General features: G+C 61.8%; 27 protein-coding genes. 22 read left to right on the plus strand and 5 right to left on the minus strand.

Going from position 1 to position 23,941, the window contains the following annotated elements:
- Positions 1-52: 52 nt before the first annotated feature.
- Positions 53-1,273 (minus strand): cytochrome P450, encoded by a 1,221-nt coding sequence (locus ACOOGG_RS08365; RefSeq protein ID WP_420434185.1) that lies wholly within the window; start codon positions 1,271-1,273, stop codon positions 53-55.
- A gap of 18 nt (positions 1,274-1,291) precedes the next feature.
- The gene (locus ACOOGG_RS08370; RefSeq protein ID WP_420434187.1) at positions 1,292-2,077 is read right to left on the minus strand and encodes a class I SAM-dependent methyltransferase; all 786 of its coding nucleotides are present in this window, start codon (positions 2,075-2,077) and stop codon (positions 1,292-1,294) included.
- 108 nt (positions 2,078-2,185) lie between these two features.
- On the opposite strand from ACOOGG_RS08370, the gene ACOOGG_RS08375 reads away from it, so the two are divergent.
- From ACOOGG_RS08375 to ACOOGG_RS08450, 16 genes are all read left to right on the plus strand, one after another.
- The gene (locus ACOOGG_RS08375; protein ID WP_420434189.1) at positions 2,186-3,412 is read left to right on the plus strand and encodes an acyl-CoA dehydrogenase family protein; all 1,227 of its coding nucleotides are present in this window, start codon (positions 2,186-2,188) and stop codon (positions 3,410-3,412) included.
- Positions 3,413-3,499: 87 nt separating this feature from the next.
- Positions 3,500-4,099 carry a sigma-70 family RNA polymerase sigma factor gene (locus ACOOGG_RS08380; protein ID WP_420434191.1) on the plus strand — a complete coding sequence of 200 codons (600 nt, stop codon included), beginning with the start codon at positions 3,500-3,502 and terminating at the stop codon, positions 4,097-4,099.
- A gap of 17 nt (positions 4,100-4,116) precedes the next feature.
- A complete protein-coding gene (locus ACOOGG_RS08385) occupies positions 4,117-4,401 on the plus strand; it encodes a hypothetical protein (protein WP_420434193.1) in 285 nt (94 codons plus the stop codon).
- An 84-nt stretch (positions 4,402-4,485) separates the two neighbouring features.
- The gene (locus ACOOGG_RS08390; RefSeq protein ID WP_420434195.1) at positions 4,486-4,662 is read left to right on the plus strand and encodes a hypothetical protein; all 177 of its coding nucleotides are present in this window, start codon (positions 4,486-4,488) and stop codon (positions 4,660-4,662) included.
- Positions 4,663-4,671: 9 nt separating this feature from the next.
- Entirely contained in the window at positions 4,672-5,751 is a 1,080-nt protein-coding gene (locus ACOOGG_RS08395) for a zinc-dependent metalloprotease (RefSeq protein ID WP_420434197.1), read from the plus strand.
- Positions 5,748-6,617, plus strand: coding sequence for a tRNA lysidine(34) synthetase TilS (gene tilS, locus ACOOGG_RS08400; protein WP_420434199.1), 870 nt, complete (start codon positions 5,748-5,750; stop codon positions 6,615-6,617). Before ACOOGG_RS08395 ends, tilS begins: the two co-directional genes overlap by 4 nt.
- A gap of 20 nt (positions 6,618-6,637) precedes the next feature.
- Positions 6,638-7,195: a hypoxanthine phosphoribosyltransferase gene (gene hpt, locus ACOOGG_RS08405; RefSeq protein ID WP_420434201.1), complete on the plus strand. Its 558-nt coding sequence runs from the start codon at positions 6,638-6,640 to the stop codon at positions 7,193-7,195.
- A gap of 100 nt (positions 7,196-7,295) precedes the next feature.
- Entirely contained in the window at positions 7,296-8,006 is a 711-nt protein-coding gene (locus ACOOGG_RS08410; RefSeq protein ID WP_420434203.1) for an SAF domain-containing protein, read from the plus strand.
- The gene (locus ACOOGG_RS08415) at positions 8,003-8,749 is read left to right on the plus strand and encodes a hypothetical protein (protein WP_420434205.1); all 747 of its coding nucleotides are present in this window, start codon (positions 8,003-8,005) and stop codon (positions 8,747-8,749) included. Before ACOOGG_RS08410 ends, ACOOGG_RS08415 begins: the two co-directional genes overlap by 4 nt.
- Positions 8,750-8,758: 9 nt before the next feature.
- On the plus strand, positions 8,759-9,943 hold the full coding sequence (locus ACOOGG_RS08420) for a CpaF family protein (protein WP_420434207.1): 1,185 nt from the start codon (positions 8,759-8,761) through the stop codon (positions 9,941-9,943).
- A 152-nt stretch (positions 9,944-10,095) separates the two neighbouring features.
- Complete coding sequence (locus ACOOGG_RS08425; protein WP_420434209.1) at positions 10,096-10,827, plus strand: type II secretion system F family protein; 732 nt, start codon at positions 10,096-10,098, stop codon at positions 10,825-10,827.
- Positions 10,824-11,702: a type II secretion system F family protein gene (locus tag ACOOGG_RS08430; RefSeq protein ID WP_420434211.1), complete on the plus strand. Its 879-nt coding sequence runs from the start codon at positions 10,824-10,826 to the stop codon at positions 11,700-11,702. The genes ACOOGG_RS08425 and ACOOGG_RS08430 overlap by 4 nt, the downstream gene beginning before the upstream one ends.
- A gap of 82 nt (positions 11,703-11,784) precedes the next feature.
- Positions 11,785-11,985, plus strand: a complete 201-nt coding sequence (locus tag ACOOGG_RS08435) for a hypothetical protein (RefSeq protein ID WP_420434213.1) — start codon at positions 11,785-11,787, stop codon at positions 11,983-11,985.
- A 26-nt stretch (positions 11,986-12,011) separates the two neighbouring features.
- Positions 12,012-12,389 carry a TadE family protein gene (locus ACOOGG_RS08440; RefSeq protein ID WP_420434215.1) on the plus strand — a complete coding sequence of 126 codons (378 nt, stop codon included), beginning with the start codon at positions 12,012-12,014 and terminating at the stop codon, positions 12,387-12,389.
- 523 nt (positions 12,390-12,912) lie between these two features.
- Positions 12,913-13,299, plus strand: a complete 387-nt coding sequence (locus tag ACOOGG_RS08445; RefSeq protein ID WP_420434217.1) for a hypothetical protein — start codon at positions 12,913-12,915, stop codon at positions 13,297-13,299.
- Entirely contained in the window at positions 13,296-16,181 is a 2,886-nt protein-coding gene (locus ACOOGG_RS08450; RefSeq protein WP_420434219.1) for a LysM peptidoglycan-binding domain-containing protein, read from the plus strand. The genes ACOOGG_RS08445 and ACOOGG_RS08450 overlap by 4 nt, the downstream gene beginning before the upstream one ends.
- Here the strand turns inward: ACOOGG_RS08450 and ACOOGG_RS08455 are convergent.
- Positions 16,174-17,559: a DUF4349 domain-containing protein gene (locus tag ACOOGG_RS08455; protein ID WP_420434221.1), complete on the minus strand. Its 1,386-nt coding sequence runs from the start codon at positions 17,557-17,559 to the stop codon at positions 16,174-16,176. The genes ACOOGG_RS08450 and ACOOGG_RS08455 overlap by 8 nt on opposite strands.
- A 94-nt stretch (positions 17,560-17,653) precedes the next feature.
- On the opposite strand from ACOOGG_RS08455, the gene ACOOGG_RS08460 reads away from it, so the two are divergent.
- The 6 genes from ACOOGG_RS08460 to ACOOGG_RS08485 all read left to right on the plus strand — a co-directional run bounded on the left by ACOOGG_RS08460 (position 17,654) and on the right by ACOOGG_RS08485 (position 22,031).
- Positions 17,654-18,250, plus strand: coding sequence for an RNA polymerase sigma factor (locus ACOOGG_RS08460; protein WP_420434223.1), 597 nt, complete (start codon positions 17,654-17,656; stop codon positions 18,248-18,250).
- Positions 18,247-19,236, plus strand: a complete 990-nt coding sequence (locus ACOOGG_RS08465) for an anti-sigma factor family protein (protein ID WP_420434225.1) — start codon at positions 18,247-18,249, stop codon at positions 19,234-19,236. The genes ACOOGG_RS08460 and ACOOGG_RS08465 overlap by 4 nt, the downstream gene beginning before the upstream one ends.
- Positions 19,237-19,296: 60 nt before the next feature.
- On the plus strand, positions 19,297-19,626 hold the full coding sequence (locus tag ACOOGG_RS08470) for a hypothetical protein (RefSeq protein WP_420434227.1): 330 nt from the start codon (positions 19,297-19,299) through the stop codon (positions 19,624-19,626).
- A complete protein-coding gene (gene trxB / locus ACOOGG_RS08475; RefSeq protein ID WP_420434229.1) occupies positions 19,623-20,594 on the plus strand; it encodes a thioredoxin-disulfide reductase in 972 nt (323 codons plus the stop codon). The genes ACOOGG_RS08470 and trxB overlap by 4 nt, the downstream gene beginning before the upstream one ends.
- Positions 20,595-20,656: 62 nt before the next feature.
- Positions 20,657-20,986 carry a thioredoxin gene (trxA, locus tag ACOOGG_RS08480; protein WP_420434231.1) on the plus strand — a complete coding sequence of 110 codons (330 nt, stop codon included), beginning with the start codon at positions 20,657-20,659 and terminating at the stop codon, positions 20,984-20,986.
- A gap of 64 nt (positions 20,987-21,050) precedes the next feature.
- Entirely contained in the window at positions 21,051-22,031 is a 981-nt protein-coding gene (locus ACOOGG_RS08485) for a peptidoglycan-binding protein (protein WP_420434233.1), read from the plus strand.
- A gap of 194 nt (positions 22,032-22,225) precedes the next feature.
- Here ACOOGG_RS08485 and ACOOGG_RS08490 read toward each other — a convergent pair whose 3' ends face one another.
- Both ACOOGG_RS08490 and ACOOGG_RS08495 read right to left on the minus strand, forming a co-directional pair.
- Entirely contained in the window at positions 22,226-23,032 is an 807-nt protein-coding gene (locus ACOOGG_RS08490) for a ParB/RepB/Spo0J family partition protein (protein ID WP_420434235.1), read from the minus strand.
- Positions 23,033-23,078: 46 nt separating this feature from the next.
- Positions 23,079-23,885 carry a ParA family protein gene (locus ACOOGG_RS08495; RefSeq protein WP_420434237.1) on the minus strand — a complete coding sequence of 269 codons (807 nt, stop codon included), beginning with the start codon at positions 23,883-23,885 and terminating at the stop codon, positions 23,079-23,081.
- Positions 23,886-23,941: the final 56 nt, after the last annotated feature.

Consider the following 23,941-nt stretch of genomic DNA (forward strand, 5'->3'; position numbering starts at 1 on the left):
CCAGGTTGTCAAGTTCGCTTAACAATATATGTGCAGGCTACAAGACAACCTTCTAGGCGGCGGGTTTGACCGACTTCCATTGCAGAGGCAACTCGACGTAGCCGTCGACAAGGCTGGAGTGCAGCCGGGGCAGGGTAGCGGGGTCGTCCACTCCCAGCTCTAGGCCTTCGAAGCGACCAACGATGGCCTCGAACATCATCTTTGCTTCCAGGCGGGCCAACGACGCACCGAGGCAGAAGTGGGGTCCGCCGGCGCCGAAGGCCACGTGCTGGCTGGCGTCGCGGGTGAGGTCCAGTGTGTCGGGGTTTTCGAAGGCCCGCTCGTCCCGATTAGCCGAGGGGTACCAGATCACCACCGGCTCGCCAGCCTTTATCTCCTGCTCCCCCACCACGGTGTCGTAGGTGGGCCGGCGCACGAACTGGATCACCGGGGTGGTGTAGCGCAACAGCTCCTCCACCGCATTGGGGATGAGCGAGAGGTCGTCCTTGAGCATCTGCATCTGGTCGGGATGACGGATCAGCTCCAGTGTGCCGGTGGTGATGAGATTGCGGGTGGTCTCCGATCCGGCGTTTTGCAAAAGCATGAAGAACACGTCGATCTGCAACTGATCGAGTGACTCGCCATCAATCTCGGCCTCCATGAGCACGCTGATGAGGTCGTCGTGGGGTTCCTTCTTGCGGATCTCGCACATTTGGTCGGCATAGGCGAACATCTGCGTGCCGGCGTCGAGCATCTCCTCGGTGGTGTACTTCTCATCGAAGCCAAACGAGACCTCGGTCCAATGAAAGATCTTGTGACGGTCTTCCTCGGGCACACCCACCAAGTCGGCGATCACCTGCAAGGGCAGCTCCACCGCGATCTCGTTGACCATCTCACAGTTGGTCTTGTCGGCCACCTGATCAATCAAACGGTCGACCTGGGCCTGGATCTTCACCTCCAAGTCGCGCACCCGGCGAGGGGTGAACCCCCGGTTGACCAGTTTGCGCATCTTGGTGTGATCAGGCGGGTCGAGGCTGATGAGCATTAGCGAGTTGGAACCGTCGTCAACTGCGGGGGGCTGGTCTCCGGCCAGAAACGGATTGGGTTGGTTCTTGAAGCAATCCGAGTCGCGAGACACCCGCTGCACGTCGGCATGGCGGGTGACATTCCAGAATCCGCCCCACACCGGATGCTCGCACCAGAACACCGGGTCGTTGTCTCGCTTGTGGCGAAAATACTCGTGGGGAAATCCGTTCTTGAATGTGGCGGGATTCCAAAGCTCCAGTGGTTCCATCTCTGCCTCCTGAGTTCTCTAATTCGAGGGCTTTCGACCAACAACGGCTATTGAGACAGTGCTCATCATGACAAATCCAGACTCTCGAACCTGAGCCAGAGCGGTGTCGCCGTCTTCGGAGGTCACCAAACCAGCCTCCACCAGCCGGGGAATGGCCCGCTCCAAGGCCATGAACCACCACTCCCCTCCCGGCTCGCCGGGTCGCATGGCCCACACATCGCCGATGACGTCGATGTCGGCTGCTCCCAGATCCCGGAAGCGCCCGACCAGTCGCACCCCGTAGTCGGAGTCGCGCCACTCGGTGGTTACCCCCGAGGACACATAGCGGTGGATAGTGGCGTAGGGCTCGGGTAAGGACTGTTCAGCAAATGAGGCGAATGCGCCGTCCTCGGCCACCATCCAGCCACCGGGCACCAGGGCAGCCCACAGCTTCTCGATCACCTTGTCGCGCTCGGGCAGGTGCTGGAGCACGGCCCGGGCGTGGACGAGTTCGAACGCTGAGGTGGGCACGAGATCGCGGGTCACGTCGTGCTGTTCCACCAGCACGTTGGGCAGCACCGGGCGGTGGAACTGGAGGTCGACATCGGTGGACCACACCGAACCTTCGGGGCCGACCCGCTTGCCCAGCCAAGCCGACACCGTGCCGGCGCCGGCGCCCACCTCCCAGCATCGCCATCCGGGACTCAACCCGGTGTTGTCCAAGATGCGGCGAGTGCGGGGGTCGCGGGCTTCGGCCAGCATTTCAAGGCGGTTGCGCTCGATCTCCACCTCTTCGTCGCGAACCCCATATCGATCATCGGCCATGGTTGCTCCCCCTCTGTGTCAGGCGGTGGGTCGAGCCTTTCGTCTGATTCTGTGAAAGACCCATGCTCCCCCTCTGTTTCCGTAGGCGCAATACCGTATCGTCGGAACGTGGCTGAGCACTCAGAAGACACCCCGGAGCGGGCGGCATTCCGCATGGAGGTGCGGTCGTGGCTGGCCGCTCGAGCACCATTGAAAGAAGACGGCGACGGCTGGTCGACTCGGACCACCCATTCCGACGAGGCCGCCGAGAGGGCCCACATGGACCGGTGCCGGGCTTGGCAGCGGGAGCTGTACGACGGCGGATATGTGGCCGTCGACTGGCCGGTGGACCACGGAGGCCAGGGAGGCGAGAGGTGGCAATGGCAGATCTTCCAACAGGAGGCCGCCCATTTCGACGTGACCAGCGGGTTTCTCGCCGCTGGGATCGCCCTGGCCGGCCCGGCCATTGGCCACTTCGGCACCGAGGAGCAGAAAGCCCGCCACCTCAAGCCCATGCTCCGGGGCGATGTGGTGTGGTGTCAGCTGTTCAGCGAGCCCGGTGCCGGGTCGGATCTGGCCAACCTGGCCGCTAGGGCCGACCGGGACGGCGACGAGTTCGTGGTATACGGCCAGAAGGTGTGGAACTCATCGGCCCACCTGTCGGACTGGGGGATCCTCTTGGCCCGCACCGACCCAGACGCCCCCAAGCACAAGGGCATCACCTTCTTCTTGGTGGACATGACCACCCCCGGCGTGGACCCTCGGCCGATTCGCACCATCAACGGGTCGGCCCATTTCAACGAGGTGTTCTTGAGCGACGTGAGGATCCCCGCTGAGAACGTGGTCGGCGAGGTGAACGGCGGGTGGGCGGTGGCCCGACTGGTTCTGGCCAACGAGTCCACCATGATTGGCGGCGGCATGGACCGGGCCGACAGCACGGCCAACCTGATCGCCCTGGCCCAGCGGTGGGGCGCGGCCCAAGACCCAACGATCCGCCAAGAGCTGGCCCATGCCTATACCAGAGAGAAGCTGTTGGATTGGACGGGACGGCGGCTGCAAGAAGACGTGCGCCGGAGCCGCCAGCCGAGCTTCGACGGATCGACGCTGAAGGTGTACTGGTCGGAGAGCCGCCGGGACCGGGGCAATCTGGGCGTGGGGATCCTGGGGGGCTACGGGGTGGCCGGCGACCACGCCGACACCGGGGTGTGGGCCAACGAGGCGCTCAACCGGTTCTGGGGATCGATCGGCGGGGGTACCGACGAGGTGCACCGCAACAACATGGCCGAGCGGGTGCTCGGACTGCCCCCGGAACCACGGGTTGACAAGCACGTCCCGTGGCGGGAGCAGGTGGGCTGAACCGGCTCAAAGCGACGTTTTGTATTCACCTCTTGTTCATCTCAGTCGCGGTTACATTCGCCGATCGCAGAAGTAAGCTGTTTTCAAATGGCTGACCAAGCCACATTCGCAGAGCAAGCCATGGAGTACATGGATCAGCTCTATTCGGCAGCCCGGCGAATGACTCGCAACGCCGCCGACGCCGAAGACCTGGTGCAGGAAACCTATCTGCGGGCCTATCGCGGATTCGGCAACTTCCAGCAGGGCACCAACCTGCGCGCCTGGCTGTTTCGCATCCTCACCAACGCGTTCATCAACTCCTACCGGAGCAAGCAGCGCAGGCCGAGGTCGGTGGATCTGGCCAGCGTCGAAGACCTGTACCTGCACCAACGGCTGGGGGGCGACACCAAGGCCGCGCTGGGGGCCAGCGCCGAAGACGTGCTCATGGAGACGATCACCGAGTCGGAGATCGTGGACACCCTGGAGTCGCTGCCCGAGGAGTACCGGATCGCGGTGCTTTTGGCCGATGTGGAGGGATTCGCCTACAAGGAGATCGCCGAGATTCTGGACGTTCCCATGGGAACGGTCATGAGCAGACTGCATCGGGGAAGAAAAACGCTGCAGAAGCGGTTACTAGAGTTTGGGAAGACCCATGGCTGGGTCAACCCACCAGATTCTGAACGGGCGCCGGCTTCAGCTGGCATCTGATTCTGGGAGGCACCGTGATGAGCAGCGAGAAGGATTGCCTGGGGATCCCCCACCAGTGCGACTTCTCGCGCGAGCTCATCGCCCAGGCCCTAGACGGCCAGCCCACCCTGGAGGACATCAGCCAGGTACGGGTGGAGTTGGCCCACTGCCTTCCCTGCGTGCAAGTGATGGATGTAGAGGTCCGCTTCAAAATGGCCATGAGCCAGGCCTGTCGCGAGTCAGCCCCCGCCTCCCTGCAAATCCGCATCACGGAGACCCTTCAGCGCGTCGTGCTCGACGACCTGGATATCCAAGACTTCTAACGAACCCGAGACCATGGCCGAATCGTGCGTCCCCTGCCCTTGTTGGCATGGAGTCATCGGGATCAGGTCGCCTAGGGTGGTCGCATGGAATTGATTGCTGCGGTGGTGTGGCACTGGTGGATCGCCCTTTTGTTGGTCATCGGCACAGTGCCCTTGGTGATCGCCACCATCGTCGGCTACTTCGTCAAGGTGGTCGCGCCCCGCTATGGCCCCCGGCAACCGCGGGATCCCAACGCTCAAAGCACCGACGAGAGCAGTTAGAAGCCGGTGGTGGCAACGGCCGACCCGGTCGATTGGCGGCTGGCCGAGCGGGTAGCCAAGAAGGTCGGCGGTCACGAGCCGTTCCTCGACTCCTACCACTACCGCAGCCTCGCCCCCGAGCTGGCTGAGCTGACCGCCCAGGCCGAGCAACTGGTCGCGGCCGAAACCGGGCTGAAGTCGATGTCGGGCGCCGCCAGGGCCACAGTGGCCACCCGGGCCCAGTGGGTGAACGCCAACGTGGCCTCCTTCCAGCGGCTGCTGCGGCCCGTTACCGAGAAGATGGCCGAGCGGGTGTCGTATTCGTGGCTGGCCCCTGTGACCCAGCGGGTGAGCGGCACCGAGATGGGGGCGGTGCTGGGCTGGATGTCCACTCGGGTGCTGGGCCAGTATGACCTTCTCATCATCGAAGACGACCGTCCCGAAGACCAAGACATGGTCTATTACGTGGGCCCCAACGTTATGGCCCTCGAGCACAAGCACGGCTTCGACCCCCACCAGTTCCGACTGTGGCTAGCCCTGCACGAGACCACCCATCGGGCCCAGTTCACCGGCATCGAATGGCTGCGACCCCACTTTTTGGGCCTGGTGCAAGAGGCGCTTGATGCGGCCGAGCCCGACTTGGAGCACTTCAAATTCGTGGCCAAGCAGGTGCTGGAGGCCCGCCGGCGAGGCGAGGATCCGCTGGCCGACGGAGGCCTCCCAGCCCTTTTGGCCACGCCAGAGCAAAAGGCGGTGCTGGACCGCATCGGCGGCATGATGAGCCTGCTGGAGGGCCACGGCGACGTCACGATGGATCGGGCTGGAGCCGGCCATATCCCCGACGCGGGACGGTTCGCCCGGGTGCTGCGCCACCGCCGCAATTCGGCCAAAGGCCTGTCGAAGCTGCTTCAGCGCATCATCGGCATCGAGGCCAAGCTCAACCAGTACGCCGCCGGCGAGGCGTTCATCGAGACGGTGGAGGCCCGGGGCGGCCCCGAGCTCGTGAACCGGGCGTGGGAGTCGGCCGACCGGCTGCCCACCATGACCGAGATCCGCAACCCCCAGCAGTGGATCGACCGGGTCAACGGCGCTCACGCACTGTCTGAGTGAGCGCCCAAATCTCTGACCTGCAAGCGCGCTGTACGTTCCCTCCCGCGGGAACCGCGGTGGACTGCGCTGTTTCGGGCGGCCCCGACTCTTTGGCCCTGCTGGTACTGGCCACCGGGGCGGGCTGCCAGGTGACTGCCTGGCATGTGGACCACGGGCTGAGGCCCGGCTCAGCCGCTGAGGCCGACGTGGTGGCCCAAGCCGCCGCCCGCTGGGGTGCTGCCTTCGAAACCTGCACTGCCCACTGCCAGCCCGGACCCAACCTGGAGGCCCGGGCCCGGGCCGCCCGATACGAGGTGCTCCCCCAAGGCGTTCTCACCGGCCACACCGCCGACGATCAAGCCGAGACGGTGCTGTTGAACCTCATCCGAGGGGCAGGACTAGACGGGCTGGCGGGCATCGACCCGGCCCGCCGCCCGCTCCTGGCCCTGCGCCGCCGCGAGACGCAGGCCCTGTGCGATGCCGTCGGTCTGCAACCGGTGCAAGACCCGTCCAACCTCGACCCCGCTCATCGCCGCAACCGCATCCGCCACGAACTGCTGCCGCTGTTGTGCGATATCGCCGAGCGCGACGTGGTGCCGATCATCGTCCGCAGCGCGGGTTTGATGGGCGGAATCCGTGACCTACTCGACGAGCTGGCCTCAGCCATTGACCCCGCCGATGCCAAAGGCGTAGCCGAAGCCCCCGAGCCCCTGGCCCAGATGGCGCTGCGGCGGTGGATCCGACGCGAGACCGGCGACGAACACCCGCCTGATTCGGCCGCCATCAAGAGGGTTTTGGCAGTGGCCCGAAATGAGGCCCGATCCACCGAAATTGGCGGAGGTTGGCGAGTCACCCGATCATCCCAACGGCTCGGCTTGCAGAGATAAGCACTACTAGGTTGGCCGCTGTGTCCAGCGAGGAAGGCAGCGGCAACGGCGATCCCGGCCCGATCCTAATCTCCAACGACGAGCTCAAGACCTGCATCGCCGACCTCGGCTTCCGCATCACCGCCGACTACCAAGGCCAGGCCCCCCTGCTGGTGGGCGTGCTCAAGGGCGCCTTCATGTTCATGGCCGATCTGGCTCGGGCCATCCAGCTGCCGGTGGAGTTCGACTTCATGGCGGTGTCGTCCTATGGCAGCTCCACCCGCACCAGCGGCGTGGTGCGGATCGTAAAAGACCTCGACCTCGATCTGGCCGGGCGCGACGTGATCCTGGTAGAAGACATCATCGACAGCGGCCTGACCCTCAACTACCTCCGCAAGAACCTGGCCGCCCGCAACCCGGCCAGCCTGGAGGTGTGCGCTCTGTTGGTTCGCAAGGGCCGCCAGTACGAAGACCTCGACCTTCGCTATGTGGGCTTCGAGATCCCGCCCGACTTCGTGGTGGGCTACGGCCTCGACGTCGGCGAGCGCTACCGCCAACTCCCCCACATCTGCCAATACCAGCCGAACAGCAATCCATAAAAATATTTGAAATATACCTTGCTTCCCTAAGCGGAGTGTGGCAGATTGAACGCATCGGAGCGGCTCGACGGCTCCCTCCCCCACCTTGCGGAAACAATCCATGCGGCTGGCAAGCGAAGACCGTCGACAGCAGCTCCCCTGGGTGGTTCTCGGGCTGACTGTCACCCTTACCGCGGCAATTGTCTTCGCCCTCTGGGCATCGTCGCTGAGCAACCGCACCGCGGTCGCGGTGGCCGGACGGGACATTGCCGGTGGCTCGACGGTCGAGATCGGCGACTTGCGAGCCGTTGAGGTTGCCAGCGGTCAGGGAGCGGGCTTTGTCCCGATGTCCGACTTGGACTCCGTCGTGGGCCGTACCGTCCGAGCCGCCATCCCCGAAGGAACGATCCTCCACCCCGAACTGCTGTCGACTAGCTCACCAATAGATCAGGACAAAGCCGTAGTCGGCGTTGTCCTCCAAGCTGGTGGATACCCGATTGCCCAACTCAGCCCGGGTCAGTCGGTCGGGGTGGTTTTCACTGGCGAAAACCTTGCACCCAGCAGCGCTGACCGAGATAATCGGGCGAATCAGGCTGATCCGCCCAGCATCGCCGACAGCTTCACTCAGGCCAAGGTCGCCGAAGTAAGCAAGGTGCTGGAATCAGGCCAGGAAGCGCTGTTTGTGTCGCTGTTGGCCTCGGCTGATGATGCTGTGCCCATCAGCAGAGCTGCCGCATTCAACGAGTTGAGGTTAATCCTTTTGCCCGCAGAACCCCGACCAGCAAGCGACCTTCTGAATCAAGAGTCAACGATGACTGGAGCTCCTCGATGAGCATCGTCGCTGTAGGCAGCGCGAAGGCCAGCCCCGGTGTCACCAGCCTGTCAGTTGGACTCGGCCTGTCTTGGGAAGCGACCACTGGACGACGAGCAGTTCTGGTGGAGGCAGACGGTGACGGCGGGGTGTTGGCAGCGCGCTTCGGCCTAGCCCTCACACCCTCCCTGGTCGAACTCTCCGGCACAGCCCGGCATGAGCTGACGATCAATCGGCTGCAGGCCAACAGCCAGCTGCTGGCCGGTCAATTGCCTGCAGTTGTCGCTCCTGGGTGCGGGGAAACTGCCGCTCTCGTACTCAGCCCGATGGCAGGTCGATTGTCTGAAGGCCTTGGCCGCTTCGACGATGTCGATGCTGTGGTTGACGTCGGCCGAGTGCGGTCTGATTCCCCCTCTGCCGAGTTCGTCAAGCACTGCGATCTGCTCGTCCTTGTCGCTCGACCTCGGTTCGACCATCTTGTCCCGATGGTCCACCAAGCCCGAAGGTTGGTTACCCACGAAATTCCCACCGCGCTGGTTTGCGTAGGCGATCGGCCATACCCCCCAACCGAGATGGCAAAGGCATCTCAACTCGATCTATTGGGCGTCATGGCTTATGAACCGAGGGTGGCCCAGGCACTGAGCGGCGGCCTGCCCGCCAACCGGCGTCACCGCCGGCTCTTGCTGTGGCGAACCCTGGCCGAACTTGTTCATCGGATCCACTACCGTCTGCAATCCCCGACAGCCGGGCATGCAGCTGCCTAGCCAGTGCCGATGACTGCCTCCAACTACATCGAACAGGTGCTGGCCACGGTCACCAGAGAATTCGAAAGAATAGAGGCAAGCCAGCTAGGTGATCGGCTCGAGCAAAAGGCCATGGCCAAGCAATTCATCCTGGAGGCTCTCGACACCATCGCCGCTGAACGGGCAAGGGCGTTTCTGCCCCCTATTGAAAGCACCGAAGAGACGTTTATAACCGATGAAGTGCTGGCCACCTTGTTTGGACTCGGGTCCATCGAGCGGCTGTTGGCCGATGACTCCGTGGAGAACGTGAACATCAACGGTTGCGACACGGTTTGGGTTCATCATGCCGGTGGGATCAAACGACGAGCTGAGCCCGTGGCCGGTTCGGACGATGAATTGGTCGCTCTTATCCGTAAAGCGGCGGCCCGGCTAGGCCGCAATGAGAGGCGGTTCGATCTTGCCAACCCATTTCTTGACTTGCGTCTGCCTGACGGATCTCGACTAAACGCGGTGATGGCTGTATCCGAGCGCCCCGCAGTGTCAATTCGCCGTCATCGCCACGAGCGAGTGACCTTGGACGCCCTGTTCGAGCTGGGCACCCTCGACGACACGCTCCGAGAATTCTTGCGCACCGCTGTACAAACCCGGAAGAGCATCATCATCTGCGGGGGAACCAACGCCGGAAAGACAACGCTCCTGCGAGCTCTACTGAACGCCTGTGACCCCGATGAGCGGCTGATCACCATTGAAGACCGATTGGAGTTGAGCCTGACCGCCGATCCCGACCGGCATCGCGACGTAATCGAGATGGAAACCCGGACAGCCAACATCGAGGGTTCGGGGGGAATCACCATGCAGCAGTTGGTTCGCAATGCCTTGGCCATGTCACCCGACCGGCTGGTTGTGGGAGAGGTGCGAGGCCCCGAGGTGGTGGACATGCTCGCCGCCCTGTCCACCGGAAACGACGGCTCGATGTGCACAATTCACGCCAACTCTTCCCAGGCAGCATTCAGCAAGATCGCCACCTACGCACTGCGGTCCGCCGAGCACATCCCGGTAGAAGCCACCTACCGAATGATCGCGGAGAGCCTAAACCTCGTAGTCCATATGAGCAGAGGACGCGACGGCCGTCGCCGAGTGGCCTCGGTACGAGAGGTCACCGGCAGCTCGATGGGCGAAGTGAACAGCGTCGAAGTGTTCAAGGATCAGAAGTGATCTCACTTGCTGGAGCGCTGCTTGGGGCTGCCGTAGGCAGTGGAGTCTTCACAGCCCTACTTGGTTGGCGGGGCATCCCATCATGGCCGGGCAAAAGCGGCCCGATGTTGCCAAGGAGACTCCGGGGGCCAATTGCCCCACTTGCGCTCCGCTTGGCCATCGCAGTCACGGGGTTCGTAGCCGCATTCGTGCTCACAAGATGGCCCGTTGCCGGGCTCATCGTGGGCACAGCCGGATTCAGCGCGCCGACCGTAATGGGTGCTAAAGCGAACCGCGACCGGGAGGTCGATCGCATGGCCGCACTGGCTACGTGGGTGGAGATGATCCGGGACACGATCAGCGCGGCATCAGGGTTGATCGAGACGTTGAAAGCCACGGCGGCTACCGCACCGGTGGCTGTACGGACCCAGGTGCAGCAGCTGGCGTCACGAGCGGAACGGGAGCCATTGCCCGACGCCCTGACCAAATTCGCCGACGAGGTGGACCACGGAGTCGCCGACACCGTTGCCGTAACGCTTCAACTGGCCGCGGCCAACCAGACAGGATCGTTGCAAGAGGCGCTGGCTGAACTGGCTGAGAACACCCGCGAAGAGGTGTCAATGAGAATGAGAGTCGAGGCATCTCGAGCTCGGCAATTCACTTCTGCCCGCTTCATTGCCGGCGTCGTGGCCGTGTTCTCCGTTGGCATGGTGGGCTTCAGCAGGCCCTACTTGGCACCCTACGACTCCGTGTCGGGACAGGTTGCCCTCGCCGTGGTCGGCGGGCTGTTCATCGGATCGGCAATCGCATTGGTGAGGATGAGCCGATTCGACAGCCCACCTCGAATCCTCGACGTGCGCCACACCCCCGAGACCCCAAGCACGGCCGGCGGAGGCCTCCGATGACTGTTGGCTTGGCCCTAGGCGCCGTGATTGGGATTGGACTAGCTGTGGCCTTCTGGGGGGTGTTCCCTCCCCGAGAGTCATTGCAATCCCGACTGAGCGAGCTGAACCACCCAACGGAGACCAGCCGCCGAACCGAAACACGCCGCGAGAGAATCGGTCGCGCCGCAGCACAGTCGTTTGCCCCCCTTGGGCTGCGAAGGCGCCGGGTAGCACGCGATCTGCGAGCGACCAGCCAAAGCCTGGAAGAGCTGGCCATCGCCAAACTGGCGATGATGCTCCTAGGAGCTGGGCTGCCGACAGGCATATGGATCATCGGCTGGTTCTGCCAGGTTTGGATCTCTCCCTTGCTGGTCGTCGTGGCATCAATCCTGGGAGGAGGACTGCTCTTCCTCGCCCCTGATCTCTTGTTGCGAGAAAGGGCCCGCGATCGCCGTCGAGATCTGCGCCACCAAATCAGCGTCTATCTGGATCTAGTGGGTCTTCACCTGTCAGGAGGTGCGGGAATGGAACGGGCCTTGATCGACTCGGCGGCCCACGGAACCGCCTGGGGATTCGTCGAAATCAATCGGGCACTGAGGCAAGGCCAATTGGCCAACGAACCCCCGTGGACTGCCTTCGAGCAACTGGCACAGGAACTGGATTCTACGGAGCTGGAAGAGCTCGCCGCATGGCTCCTGTTGGCCGGCACTTCTGGCTCTCGCGTGCGATCGTCTCTGCACACCAAGGCTCGGGGCTTGCGAGAACGGGCGCTGACCGAAGCGGAGACAGAAGCCCAGCAATCTACGGAGCGCATGTCGCTCCCTGTCGTGCTCATGTTCTCGGGGTTCCTGGGACTGATCGGCTATCCGGCCTTTGCCGCCATCGTCAGCACATGAATGACCCAGCGAAGCACAATTCCCAGACATCCATCTATCGGCGTCACGAACCGCCCAAACCGAAATCTCGCAGGAGACACAAGTGAAAGTGGGATCCAAACTTCATGTTCTCATCATCTCGGCGCGGACCGGGCTCGAACAACGAGCCCGCAGGGTCTGGCAGAGCGACCGGGGCGACGTGACCTCAACGGTGATCATCATTGCGGTTCTGGTGGCCGCAGCGGTGGCTGCTGGTGTGGTCATCACAAATTTCATTTCTGGGCAGACCAGCAAGATCCGCTGACTAATAGTGGTGAGGCCAACCCAGAAATGGAACACGAGCGCGGCGAAGTCACGACCACAGTTCTGGTCGTTCCCATTGCCATGTTCTTAGTCCTTGTAGTTGTACAGGCAGCGATGGTCTTTCACGCTCAGGCCATCGTCGATGCCGCTGCTCAAGACGGTGCCCTAGCCGGTCAAGGCGAACCAGGCGCAGAGGCGGTTGCCCGATCAGCAACTCAGTCGGTCATCGGAACTTACGCGGGAAATCTGTTGTCGGATGTAGATGTCTCTGTTCGCACAAACTCGTCGCGGTTTTCGGTGACCGTTCAGGCCACCGTGAAGTCACTGATCCCTGGATATGCCCCGACGATTTCTTCTACTGCGGTCGGGCCCCGCGAGGCCTTCATCCCCGCGAATGGAAGATGAGGGGAGAATTCCGGTGGTATCGGCCGGTCAATGGCGCATCTGAGCGGGGTAGCAGCGTGGTCGGACTAGTGGTGCTGACTCCCGTCATGGCCTTGCTCCTCTTCTTTGTCGTTGCCGCCGGTCGAACAGGGGTGATCGAGAGCAAGCTGACCACGGCGGCTCGCAGCGCCGCCCGAGCCGCCTCCCAATACCGTTCAGTAGCTGCTGCTCAAGCAGCAGCTACCACAATCACAGAAACCTCATTAGGCCAGTTGGAAGTGGACTGCCATGGCGGACCCCAAGTTCGTGTCCTGGAGATGGATCTCCAACCCGGAGGGAGTGTGCAAGTCCAGGTTTCGTGCCCTGTGCGGCTATCGGATCTGACCATGCTCAGCATTCCCGGAAGCCGGATGGTGTCGGCAGACTCTGCATCAGTAGTGGATCGCCACCGAAGCGGACACCAATAGTCGTGCTCCGGCACCTTCCAAACAGACTCTCTGGCTCCCCACCGGCATCCAGACACCGTCAGCGGGGGCAGATCACGGTGGTGTTTGTCGTCCTAGCTGTTGTGCAGGTCATGCTCGGAGGATTGGCATTCGACGGTGCCCAGATTTTGAATGCCAGGCGGGAAGCCTCCACGTTGGCTCTCGAAGCAGCCAGAGCTGGGGCCCAAGCGATTTCCACGGAATCGATATACCGAGATACAGCAAACGTGCTCGTTGACCCGTCAAGGGCTCGAATCGCAGCTTCCGAATACCTCGGCCAACACGATGATTGGTCGATATCGGTTCGGGGCAACACGGTCTCAACAACCGTCTGGCTGACTCAGCCTCTTCAAATCCTCTCACTGCTTGGCATCGATTCGCGCCGGGTGGCCGGCACTGCTACGGCACGGGCGGTGTGGGGCATTAGCACAGGGAATGACTTATGAACCCCAGCAAAGAACATCAAACGGAACTCCTCCGCGGCCTGGCTTCAGCCGCGTTGTTGGCTGGCTTGATAGTGGCCATTCCGATTCTCCTGACCCTTGGCGTGGGATGGCCACTGCCCCAAGAAATTCCGTCGGTGGCAAAAATAACAACCGCCATAACAACCGGGACTATTCCTCCATCACTAATCTTGAAATCAGTCTCTCTAGTGCTGTGGATTCTCTGGTTACAATTGCTAGCCGGGGTTGTAATAGAACTGTGGGCTCATTTTCATGGTCGAGTCGCCCCTCAAGTTATGTTCATTCCTCGATTCTTGCAGAGTTTATCAGCTCAATTGATTAGTACGACTTTGCTAATTATCTTCTCAATTCAACAGCCTGGAGTAGCAATGGCCAATAATCAAGATTTGCTTGCTCCAACAACTATCGAATTGGATAGCGACAGCGAATTCACTGAAGCAAAGCCTCTCATACACAAAGTGCAACAAAGCGAGAGTCTGCGGATGCTAGCTGAGCGGTATTTGGGCGACCCAAACAGATGGACTGAAGTGTATGTGCTCAACAAAGGTCAACCACAGACAGCTGGAGGATCACTCTCCGACCCAACTCGACTTCAACCGGGATGGGAACTCGTCATGCCGGCCGATGCACATCTTTCAACATCAGTTGAAAGGAATCTACATGCGATTGCGGCAAACAATTATCAGCCTGACCATCCTTCATCTGAGTTCGACAGCACCAAGATCACAGTGCAGAGCGGAGACACGTTGTGGGAGCTAGCTGCTCATCACCTCGATGACCCCAAAAGATGGGTGGATATCTTCAATTCCAATCAAGATATTATTCGAGATCCTAGTTTGATCATGCCTGGATGGGAGCTTCGACTGCCTACGGAAGACCCCAAAGTCGAGACGCCGCTGCTTATCGAACCACTCACCGAACCACCGGTAGAATCAAAGGACCTTACTGTCCCTGTCATGGCCTACGCGACAGCAAAGCCAACCGTAGTAGCCACTGTCACTCCTACTGAAGAGGATCAACCAGGCACTCCCTCCACGCAGGCGATGTTCACGGTTGGTGGTCTTGGATTGTTCGCCAGCAGTCTCTTGTGGATTTTGGCCCGACTTCGACGAGTCCAGCGTCGCCGCTTACCAAGCGAGCGTATGCCTGCGTCAATCACAAACGAGGCCATTCAACTGGAACAGCAATTGCAGGCCGCATCAGATCCCGACAGCGCCCTTTTCTTGGATGCGTCATTGCGAGTCATGTCCTCTCGATTCACAGGTCGCGCTGCTCCCGAGGTCGTTGGAGCAATCTTGGATACAGACGCAGTGTCAATTTTATTGAATGCCCCTGCTGATGCTCCCTACGGCTTCAATAGCAGCCAAGACAACATGATCTGGACACTGTCCAATAGCGAGGGGTTGGAACATCTCTTTGTAGAAGCTGAAAGCGTCCCAGCACCGCTTCCCACTCTGGTCGCCATCGGGAGGAAATCCGGTAACGAGTTTCTGTTGAACCTTGAACACATGACTGCTCTGAGCCTCAAAGGCGATCCAGAAGCTATCAATAATTTGTGCGCTGCCTTGGCGATTCAGTTGGCCAGCAGTCACTTTGCCGACGATCTCACATTGATATGCGTGGGTTTTGGCCAAGACCTCGACGTCTTTGAGCGAGTCGAGTACGTCCCTGATGTGACCTCGGCGATCGAGAGAATTGCTCATCAACAACGTCAAAACCGGGCCTTGCTTGGCAATCGCTATTCTTCCGCCGATACCAGAATCGGAAACGATGGTGACCACTGGCATCCTGCCGTAGCTCTGGTTCCCGAACGGCTGACCGAAATAGAAGCCCACCGTCTTCTCGAGGTGTGCGGTTCGTCGGTCTGCATCGTGGCCCACGAACTGAGCGGTACGACTTGGTCGGCGCGGCTCGATGAACACGGCCTGCTTCTGGAACCAATCAATCTTCAGCTAGAGCCTCACGGCCTATCTGGTGCTGCCGTCTCCGCGGTAGCCGAATTAGCGGCAACCGCCAAGGACACTCATGGGGTGCAGTTGGAATTGCCTTCGGTGCCGCAACCTGCCGATCTTGAAATCTCCACTCCCGTCGTCGAGCAGATGCCAACCGAGGTTGAAGTCCGGGTGATCGGCACCGTGGACGTGCTAGGAGCAGCGCATCCATTTACTTCGCGGCGAGCGTTGGACTTGGTGGCTTACTTGGCGTTCCACCCCGAAGGGGCCGACCGCGACCAGTTGAGGGCCCATCTTTGGCCACCGGACGATCCACCCACTGAGTCGACTCTGGCTAACACTGTGAGCCGAGCTCGCAAAGCGCTGGGAGTTGACGATGACGGCAAGCCATACTTGCCCAGAGTCACCGCGAAGGGAATCTATCGACTGCGACCTGGGGTAGGAACCGACGTTGCCCGATTCGAAGCACTCGTATCAGCCTCCCGCAAAGATGCCACCGAACAGGGACGACAACAACTTCAATCTGCGTTTGAGATAGTGCGGGGCACTCCATTCACCGGAGGCACCGGCGATTTGTATCGATGGGCCGACTTCGGGTTGCGAACCCAAATCGACTGCATGGTGGACACCGCGGCTCACGAGCTAGCTAAGAGGTGTTTGGAAGCTGGCGACCCCGAAGGCACCCGAAAGGCGGCGATGACCAGCCTGCGGCTGGTGGGAGTTTGCGAAGAGTGCTATCGCTGGCGGCTGTTGGCTGCGGCCGGGAATCCCACCGAGGTACGCCAGATCATGGCCGAGTTGATGGCCTTGCTCAACCGAGAAAACGACCAGCCTGAAGGTGACGATCTGGTCAGTTCCGACTTGCTGGAGCTCTACGAGCAGCTGATGTCGTCTCGTCCCTACTTCAGCTAGCTGGCGGTGAGGCCGACTCTGCTTTGCGGATGCGGCGGCGTATCCACCAGATAATCGCGGCGATGGCCGCGATGATGGGCAGGAAGGGCAGCAGGACGCCGACCACGATCAGCACCACGCTGAACACGGCCACCACGCCGCTGGCGCCGTCGGACACTGAGTCGCCGAATCCGGGCAGGGCATCGTCAGTGTCCACCTGCACCCGCACCACCGATTCGCCCCATACCTCGTCCAGTGCAGCGCCGTCGAAGTCCACCGGGGTGGCAAACACTTCGAGCTCGATGGGCAGTCCCCGGGTGGCCACCCGGCCGGCCAGGCGGCCCTCTTCGATGGGGAGCTCCAGCACCGCGGCCATCAGCTCGTTGGCCTCGATGCGGTTGAAGCTGCCCTGGACAGGTCCGAAGTTGTCGAGGTTGAGGCGCAGGTTGCGGGTGCTCACGTCCAAGTCGGTGAGCGCCGAGGTGCCGGTGTTCTCCACCTCCAAGCAGAGGTAGACCTTTGCGTCGGGTTCCACGGTGATGTTCTGCACGCCGAGGCACGGGTCTTGGGCGTCTTCGGACACCCAGGCGGTGACCCGGATCCCGGTGTCGGGCAGCACGGTGGGCGACTGGGTGATGGTGAGGGTGATGGTGGCCAAGTCCACTTGATCACGCAGGGTGCGAATCTGACCCCGGAGCCGCTCCAGGGTGGTCTCCCGGTCGAGCAGCTCTCGCTCGAGCTGGGCCACGTCTTCGAGTTGGGTGGCCTCCTCGAGGAACTTGCGGAGCCGGGTCACGCTGGCCTCGGCGGTGATGATGCGGCTTTCCAGATCGACGATGATCTCGGTCACGTCATCGGAGGTGATGACTTGGTCGATTAGCTTGCCCACTCCGGCCAGACGCTCTAGCGCGGTGGAGAAGTCGGCGGGGAGCACTTTGAAGGTGATCTCGGTGCGAGGCCGGGGCTCGGTGCCCGTTGCCTGAGAGAACACGATGCCGCCCAAGCCCTGCACGATGGCCACTGCCTCGCGGTTGGCCGCGGCCACATCGTCGGCCTGCACTTCGATGGTGGCCCGGTAGATGATGTCGCGGCCCAGATCGGCTGGTGTGAGGGCGGTGGGAACGGCGAGGCCGCTTTCGTCGCTCATTGGTTCGGGTCTCGGTTCGTCAGCGGGTTGAGGCTCGGGGGCTTCTGCCATTGCTTCTTCCGCGTCACTCGTCGCTGCGGGCGCGCCCATATCATCAGCGGGCGTATCCATGCTGGCCTCGGGCACCGTGTCGTCGTCATTGCCAGAACCACAGGCGCCTAGCAATACGAAGAACGCGCTGAGCAGGGCCAATACCATGAAACTCAGGGTGCGGCGTCGGGTTTTGGACTGGGTGTGGTGTACTTCGTACATGGGTGTTCCCCTTCGAGCGTTGACACCTATGACGAAGGCTAGGGCGATTTGGTTCCCCGGCTCTCAAAGATCCCGGTTCAACCAGTAGCGGGCGATGGGTAGGTACCCTCGGGGCATCAGAGGCGGAGCGGACGACACGGAGCTGGTGAAGAAGGCCCAAAGGGGCGACCAGGCCGCGTTCGATGCCCTGCTGCGGCGGCACTACAACCAGGTCTACGCCATCTGTAGGCGGCTGGCCGGCAACGATTCCGACGCCCTCGACGCCACCCAGGAGGCCCTCATCACCCTGGTGCGGCGTATCGACCGTTTCGACGGGCGGTCGAAGTTCACCACCTGGATGCACAGGGTGGTGACTAATGCCTGTCTGGACGAGCTGCGACGACGGGGTCGGCGGCCGGTGCCGTCACCGGTGGAAGAGCAGCCTCTGGCGGCCGTTGATCGGCCGGTGGCCGACTCGGTGAGCGACCGGTTGGACATCGACGATGCCCTGGCTCAGGTCCCCGAAGCATTTCGAGTGCCGGTGGTGCTGTGCGACCAGCTGGGATTGAGCTACGAGGAGATCGCCCAAGAGTTGGACATCGCCCCTGGGACGGTGAGGTCCCGTATCTCCCGGGGCCGGCGGCGCCTGGCCGAACTGCTAAGCGGGAACCCAGACGACCCCGGCCAACGTCACACAGGGGAACAACCATGAGCGACGAGCGCGGCGAGATGACCCCACAGGACCTGGACGAGCTGGCCTCCGCCTATTTGGACGGGGAAGCCACGGCGGAAGAGGCCGCCCTGGTGGAGAGTGATCCCCGCTTGCAGGATCTGGTTGAAGAACTCCGGGCCGTCCGGGATCTGGTGGCCACCCCGGTGGATCTTCCCTCCGACGAGGTGCGGGATCAGATGATCGCCCAGGCCCTAGACCACCGGGCCCCGGTGGTATCGCTGGAGAGGGCCCGCCGCCGGCTCCGGACGATTCCCCCCCAGGCAAGGGTGGTTCTGGCTGCGGCCGCGGTGGTTGCGGCTATCGCCGTGGTGGGAGTGACCGTTTTCGAGCAAGTCGGCGACAATGATTCCGGCGAACGAATCGCCTACGACTCGGCACCAGCGATGGCCGAGGCGCCGTCGGATGCTGAGGAAATGCCGATGCCAGCTCCAGCCGCCGAACCCGAGAGCGCGGAAGCTGCCGAAGAATCATTGGCCAGTGCTGATTCGGACGACGCCGCAGCTGCCTTCTCCGCAGAAGCTCCGGCCGAGGGGATGATGGATGAGGAAATGGCCGTTGGCCTAGCTGAAGCCCCCATGGACGACGGCGTCGCCAGCGATGATATGGCCGAACCCGAGCCGATGATGGCCGACGAGCCAGATGTCGCACCAACATCTGGCGAAGCCCCCTTAGTGTTCGAAACCGCGGACGATCTTGCCACCTATGCAATGGAAGTCGCTGAGGAGCTGAGCGATCCTCAGAAGATCGAGCTTCCCGAGGACGCTGCTGCCATCGATCTCCTGGGCTGCCCGCTGTTCCCCGACGAGGGGCTCGAGCTGCTGGCCCGATTCGACGCCGTCGTAGATCAAGTCGAAGTCCAGGCGTCGGTGTACCTCAGCGACCGCGATCTGCTATTGACAGAAACATCCCCGCCACCCGAATGCGAGCTCCTCAATTCCCACACTCTTCTCGACTGGTCCGAATAGCTCCCTTCCCCACTCCCCCAACATCCGATCGCGACAACCTCGGCGGTAGTCTGAAGATCCATGTCTGACGCCTCTGAGCCGAAGGAAGAAGCAACTACCGCCTCGATGCTGGGATTGTCGGAGGACTGGCCCGAGCAGGCCGCCGATGCCGTCGTCAATACCGTGGACAAGGTCCGAGATGTGACGACCGGACCGGTGGTCAACCTCAGCCGCCTGCTGGCGTATGTCATCTTCGGGGTGTTTCCCCTGCTTATCGTGCTAGTACTGGGCGTCATCGCCGCAGTGCGCGGGCTGGAGGTAGCCACCGGGCGGGTCTGGGCGGCCCACGGCATTCTCGGCCTGTTGTTCGTTTCGCTGGGCACCTTGGCCTGGTCGAGGCGACCCTCATGACCGAAGCAGCCACCCGCGAAGTAATAATCATCGGCTCAGGGCCAGCCGGGCTTACCGCGGCTGTCTACACCGCCCGAGCCAACCTCGCTCCCCTGGTCATCGAGGGCGAACCGTCCTCAACCAGTGACCAGCCCGGCGGACAACTGATGCTCACCACCGATGTGGAGAATTACCCTGGCTTTCCCGACGGCGTTATGGGACCCGAGTTGATGGTCAAGTTCCGCGAGCAAGCCCAGCGGTTCGGCGCGGAGATGCTCACCGAGAAGGTCACCCGGGTCGATCTGTCCGGTCCGCCCCACGGCGTGTGGGTGGGCGATCCCGAGGCGCCCGAGCCCACCTACCGGGCGTGGGCAGTGATCGTATCCACCGGAGCCCAATCGATCATGCTGGGATTGGAGGCTGAGGCCCGGCTGATCGGCCATGGCTTGTCCACTTGCGCCACCTGTGATGGGTTCTTTTTCCGGGATCAGCACATCGCAGTGGTGGGCGGGGGTGACTCGGCTATGGAGGAAGCCACCTTTTTGACTCGTTTTGCCTCGAAAGTCACAGTAATTCACCGGCGAGACGAGCTGAGGGCCTCCAAGATCATGCAAGACCGGGCATTCGCCAACGATCGCATCGAATTCTTATGGAATAATGTGGTAACCAACATCCGAGGTGAAGACAAGCTTGCTGGCGTCGAAGTCCAGAATATTGTCACCGGGGAAACCTCCATCCTGGATGTGACCGGGCTTTTCATCGCCGTCGGTCACCGGCCCAACACCGACTTGTTCGAGGGGCAGCTGAGGCGCAAAGACAACGGTTACCTCATCACCCGGCCCGACACCAGTCATACCGATGTTGAGGGGGTTTTCGCCTGTGGCGACGTGCAAGATGATTTCTACCGTCAAGCAGTAACCGCCGCGGGGTCGGGCTGCATGGCCGCCATCGACGCCGAGCGGTGGTTGGAATCCGCCGGACACGGCTAAACCGGAACACCGCTGATAGGCTGACCGCTCCCCGACCGCCGCAACCGAAGGGATGCCCAACGATGGCTGAGAGCATCGCCACGCTTACCAACGAGACCTTTGATGAAGTTATCGGCAGCGCTGAACTGCCAGTCGTCGTCGATTTTTGGGCTGAGTGGTGCGGCCCCTGCAAGATGATCGCCCCTATCCTCGATGAGATCGCCGTTGAGAAGGCTGGCGTGCTCAGCGTGGCCAAGCTCAATGTGGACGATGCCCAAGACGTGGCCCTGCGCTATCAGGTTATGAGCATCCCCACGCTTATCGTGTTCAAAGACGGTGAGCCGGCCAAGCGCATCGTGGGCGCCAAGGGCAAGCAGCAGCTGCTCCAGGAAATCGGCGAAGTAGCGTTTTGATTCAACCCGCCAGCGGTCTATTGCCTGCGAAGGGTTGACGAGCACAGCCGCAAGGAGCGCCCGTTTGGCCGATGAACAATTGCCCATGCTGAAGCGGGGCGACGAAAACGACGATGTCGTCGGCCTGCAACAAAAGCTGGCCGCCGCGGGATTTGCCCTGGCACTGGCGGCCAACGGGCAATTTGACGCTTCCACGGCGGCGGCGGTGGCCGATTTCCAGGCCAGCCGAGGCCTCAGCGTCGATGGGATTTGCGGTCCACACACCTGGGCCGCATTACATGAGGCCGCATGGCTGCTCGGCGATCGAAATCTGTACTTGAACCAGCCCATGTTGCGAGGAGATGACGTCGCTGAGTTGCAACTTCGACTGGGCGCCCTGGGTTTTGACGCCGGAAAGGTGGACGGCATCTTTGGGCCAGACACGGCCGGAGCAACAAAGGAATTCCAACTGAATACCGGCTTGGTCGCGGATGCGGTTTGCGGACCAGCCACCGCGGCAGCCCTCAAGCGGATGGCGGCCAGAGTCACACCCGCCACCGTGGCCGCGGTCCGAGAGCGAGCAAAGCTCCAGCGAACTCCCCGAAGGCTGACCGAGCGGCACATCATAATCGCATCAACCACCACCATGGCCGCGGTGGCCGGGGAGTTGTCCACCGGGCTGCGACGCTCGGGAGCTGCCGTTACCGAGATTTGCGATATGTCGGAAACTGATCGAATCGATGAGGCCAACCGCTTGGCGGTCGATGCCTACCTGGGTTTGATCCCCTCGGAAATCGAGGAGTGCCGAGTGGCCTATTTCGCAACCGAGGGGTTCGTCTCCCCTGGCGGACAGCGATTAGCCAGCATCCTCGGACAGCGGCTCCCCGCCGCTCTCGGCACCGACAACGTCGATGTGAAGGGCATGCGGCTGCCGGTACTGCGCCACACCCGCATGACCGCAGTCCAATGCCTCATCGGACCAACCGGTCTTGTGCAAGCTCGCCTCTCCCCCCTTGCTCGAACCATTGAAGGCTGTCTGGCCCTATGGGCCACGCAACCCGCCTAACCCCTCCTCCTTAGCAGCGAGGTAAGGGTCTCCACATAGTCGTGGTGGGGGATGGCCCGGCTCTCCCCTCAACAGCGAGGAAAGGGCACCAATCCAGGTAGGTTGGTGGGTGGCGTCGGGACCAGGACTCGGCGCCACCGCACGCCGAACTGCCCCGGCGACAGGACCCGCCGACCCGCCGGAGGGGGGTCAACTTATCCCTCGAGCATCGCCCGGTAGATGCGCTCCAGATCATCCAGGTCGGCAAACTGGATCACCAGTTTGCCCTGCCCCTTGCCGAGCGTTACATCCACGTTGGTGTCGAGATGGTCGCTCAGCAACCTTTCTAATTCGAGCACCGCAGCCCCCCGATCAGCGCTGACGGGCCGATCCTTGGCTTGCTTTGCATCTCTAGCGTCGGGAACGCTGGCTCGAGCCGCTTCCTCAACCATTCGCACAGTCAGTCCGTCAGATGCTGCCCTTTTTGCCAGCTTGACCAAACGCTTCTCGCTGACAACCCCCAGCAGGGCCCGAGCATGGCCAGCCGACAATGCACCGTCCACCACCATGGCCTTGACTTCGTCGGGAAGTTGCAGCAGACGCACGGTGTTAGCCACCGCGGATCGGCTTCGGCCCAAGCGCTTGGCCACGGCTTCCTGGGTGAAACCGAATTCTTCGATCAACTGCTGACATGCCGTCGCCTCTTCGATGACATTCAAGTCCTCGCGGTGCAAGTTCTCCAACAGAGCCTGCTCCAGCGCATCGGCATCTTTAGCGGTACGGACAACAGCGGGAATCCGCTCAAGTCCAGCTTGGCTGGCCGCCCGACAGCGGCGCTCGCCAGCAATCAGCTCGTAGGTGCCATCGGAACGGGGTCGAACCAACACCGGTTGAAGCACACCGACCTTGCGGATGGACTCAGTCAGCACATCCAGGGATGCTTGATCGAACTTGTCGCGAGGCTGATACGGGTTTACCGATATGGCCTCAAGGGGAAGCTCCAAATAGGTAGAGGCATGCACCCCCTTGGTTTGTGTTGTCGGGTCTGAGATGAGGGCGCTTAGCCCTCTACCCAACCCTGGCGAGCGCGCCACCGACGACCTCCTTGGCTAATTCGCGGTAAGCCAGCGCGCCCCGCGAATTTGGATATGTGACTGTGATTGGAGCTCCGTGCGACGGCGCCTCCGCCAATCGAACGGTCCGGGGAATCATCTGCCGGCAGACCTTGTCGCCAAAATAGCTGCGGATCTCCGAGGCAACCTGGGCGGAGAGCTTGGTGCGGCCGTCGTACATCACCAGCACGATGAGAGAGATGTCCAGCTCGCTGTTGAGGCTGTTGCGGACTAGCTCGATGTTTCGCATCAACTGTCCAAGCCCCTCGAGCGCGTAGTACTCGCATTGGATGGGAACCATGACTTCTCGGGCCGCGGCCATCGCGTTGACGGTCAGCAGGCCAAGCGAGGGAGGACAGTCCACGAACACGAAATCGAAGTCATGGATTACGGAGGCAAGAGCGGAATCGAGTCTCCGCTCCCGGCTGAAGGCCGGCACCAGCTCGATTTCTGCTCCGGCAAGGTCCAACGTGGAAGGGGCTATCCAGAGGTTCTCCACCTGAGTAGCAACAACGCTCTCCGACATCCGCCCGTTCTGGAGGAGAACGTCATAGGTGGACACGCCCCCAGCAAAAGGATCTATTCCCAACCCGGTAGTGGCGTTGGCTTGAGGATCCAAGTCGACAACGAGTACCCGTTGGCCCAATTCCGCCAGCGCGGCAGAGAGGTTCACCGTGGTTGTGGTCTTGCCCACACCGCCCTTTTGGTTGGCTATCGCAATGACGCGACAAAACTGAGACTGCTTTGTTCTGGAAACCGACACCTAGAAGATTCTCTCTCACCCTCAACCAGCGGTCAAGGATGCTGACCGATGTTTCA

Source organism: Candidatus Poriferisocius sp. (assembly GCF_965214065.1).
Classification (GTDB): domain Bacteria; phylum Actinomycetota; class Acidimicrobiia; order Acidimicrobiales; family Bin134; genus Poriferisocius.

Coding starts and splice junctions, on each gene's coding strand:
- ACOOGG_RS08380 (WP_420434191.1), top strand. CDS start 3,500: ATGGCTGACCAAGCCACATTCGCAGAGCAAGCCATGGAGTACATGGAT.
- ACOOGG_RS08450 (WP_420434219.1), top strand. CDS start 13,296: ATGAACCCCAGCAAAGAACATCAAACGGAACTCCTCCGCGGCCTGGCT.
- ACOOGG_RS08430 (WP_420434211.1), top strand. CDS start 10,824: ATGACTGTTGGCTTGGCCCTAGGCGCCGTGATTGGGATTGGACTAGCT.
- trxA (WP_420434231.1), top strand. CDS start 20,657: ATGGCTGAGAGCATCGCCACGCTTACCAACGAGACCTTTGATGAAGTT.
- ACOOGG_RS08390 (WP_420434195.1), top strand. CDS start 4,486: ATGGAATTGATTGCTGCGGTGGTGTGGCACTGGTGGATCGCCCTTTTG.
- ACOOGG_RS08460 (WP_420434223.1), top strand. CDS start 17,654: ATGGGTAGGTACCCTCGGGGCATCAGAGGCGGAGCGGACGACACGGAG.
- ACOOGG_RS08455 (WP_420434221.1), bottom strand. CDS start 17,559: ATGTACGAAGTACACCACACCCAGTCCAAAACCCGACGCCGCACCCTG.
- ACOOGG_RS08370 (WP_420434187.1), bottom strand. CDS start 2,077: ATGGCCGATGATCGATATGGGGTTCGCGACGAAGAGGTGGAGATCGAG.
- trxB (WP_420434229.1), top strand. CDS start 19,623: ATGACCGAAGCAGCCACCCGCGAAGTAATAATCATCGGCTCAGGGCCA.
- ACOOGG_RS08440 (WP_420434215.1), top strand. CDS start 12,012: ATGGAACACGAGCGCGGCGAAGTCACGACCACAGTTCTGGTCGTTCCC.
- ACOOGG_RS08420 (WP_420434207.1), top strand. CDS start 8,759: ATGACTGCCTCCAACTACATCGAACAGGTGCTGGCCACGGTCACCAGA.
- ACOOGG_RS08470 (WP_420434227.1), top strand. CDS start 19,297: ATGTCTGACGCCTCTGAGCCGAAGGAAGAAGCAACTACCGCCTCGATG.
- ACOOGG_RS08410 (WP_420434203.1), top strand. CDS start 7,296: ATGCGGCTGGCAAGCGAAGACCGTCGACAGCAGCTCCCCTGGGTGGTT.
- ACOOGG_RS08465 (WP_420434225.1), top strand. CDS start 18,247: ATGAGCGACGAGCGCGGCGAGATGACCCCACAGGACCTGGACGAGCTG.
- ACOOGG_RS08415 (WP_420434205.1), top strand. CDS start 8,003: ATGAGCATCGTCGCTGTAGGCAGCGCGAAGGCCAGCCCCGGTGTCACC.
- ACOOGG_RS08385 (WP_420434193.1), top strand. CDS start 4,117: ATGAGCAGCGAGAAGGATTGCCTGGGGATCCCCCACCAGTGCGACTTC.
- ACOOGG_RS08365 (WP_420434185.1), bottom strand. CDS start 1,273: ATGGAACCACTGGAGCTTTGGAATCCCGCCACATTCAAGAACGGATTT.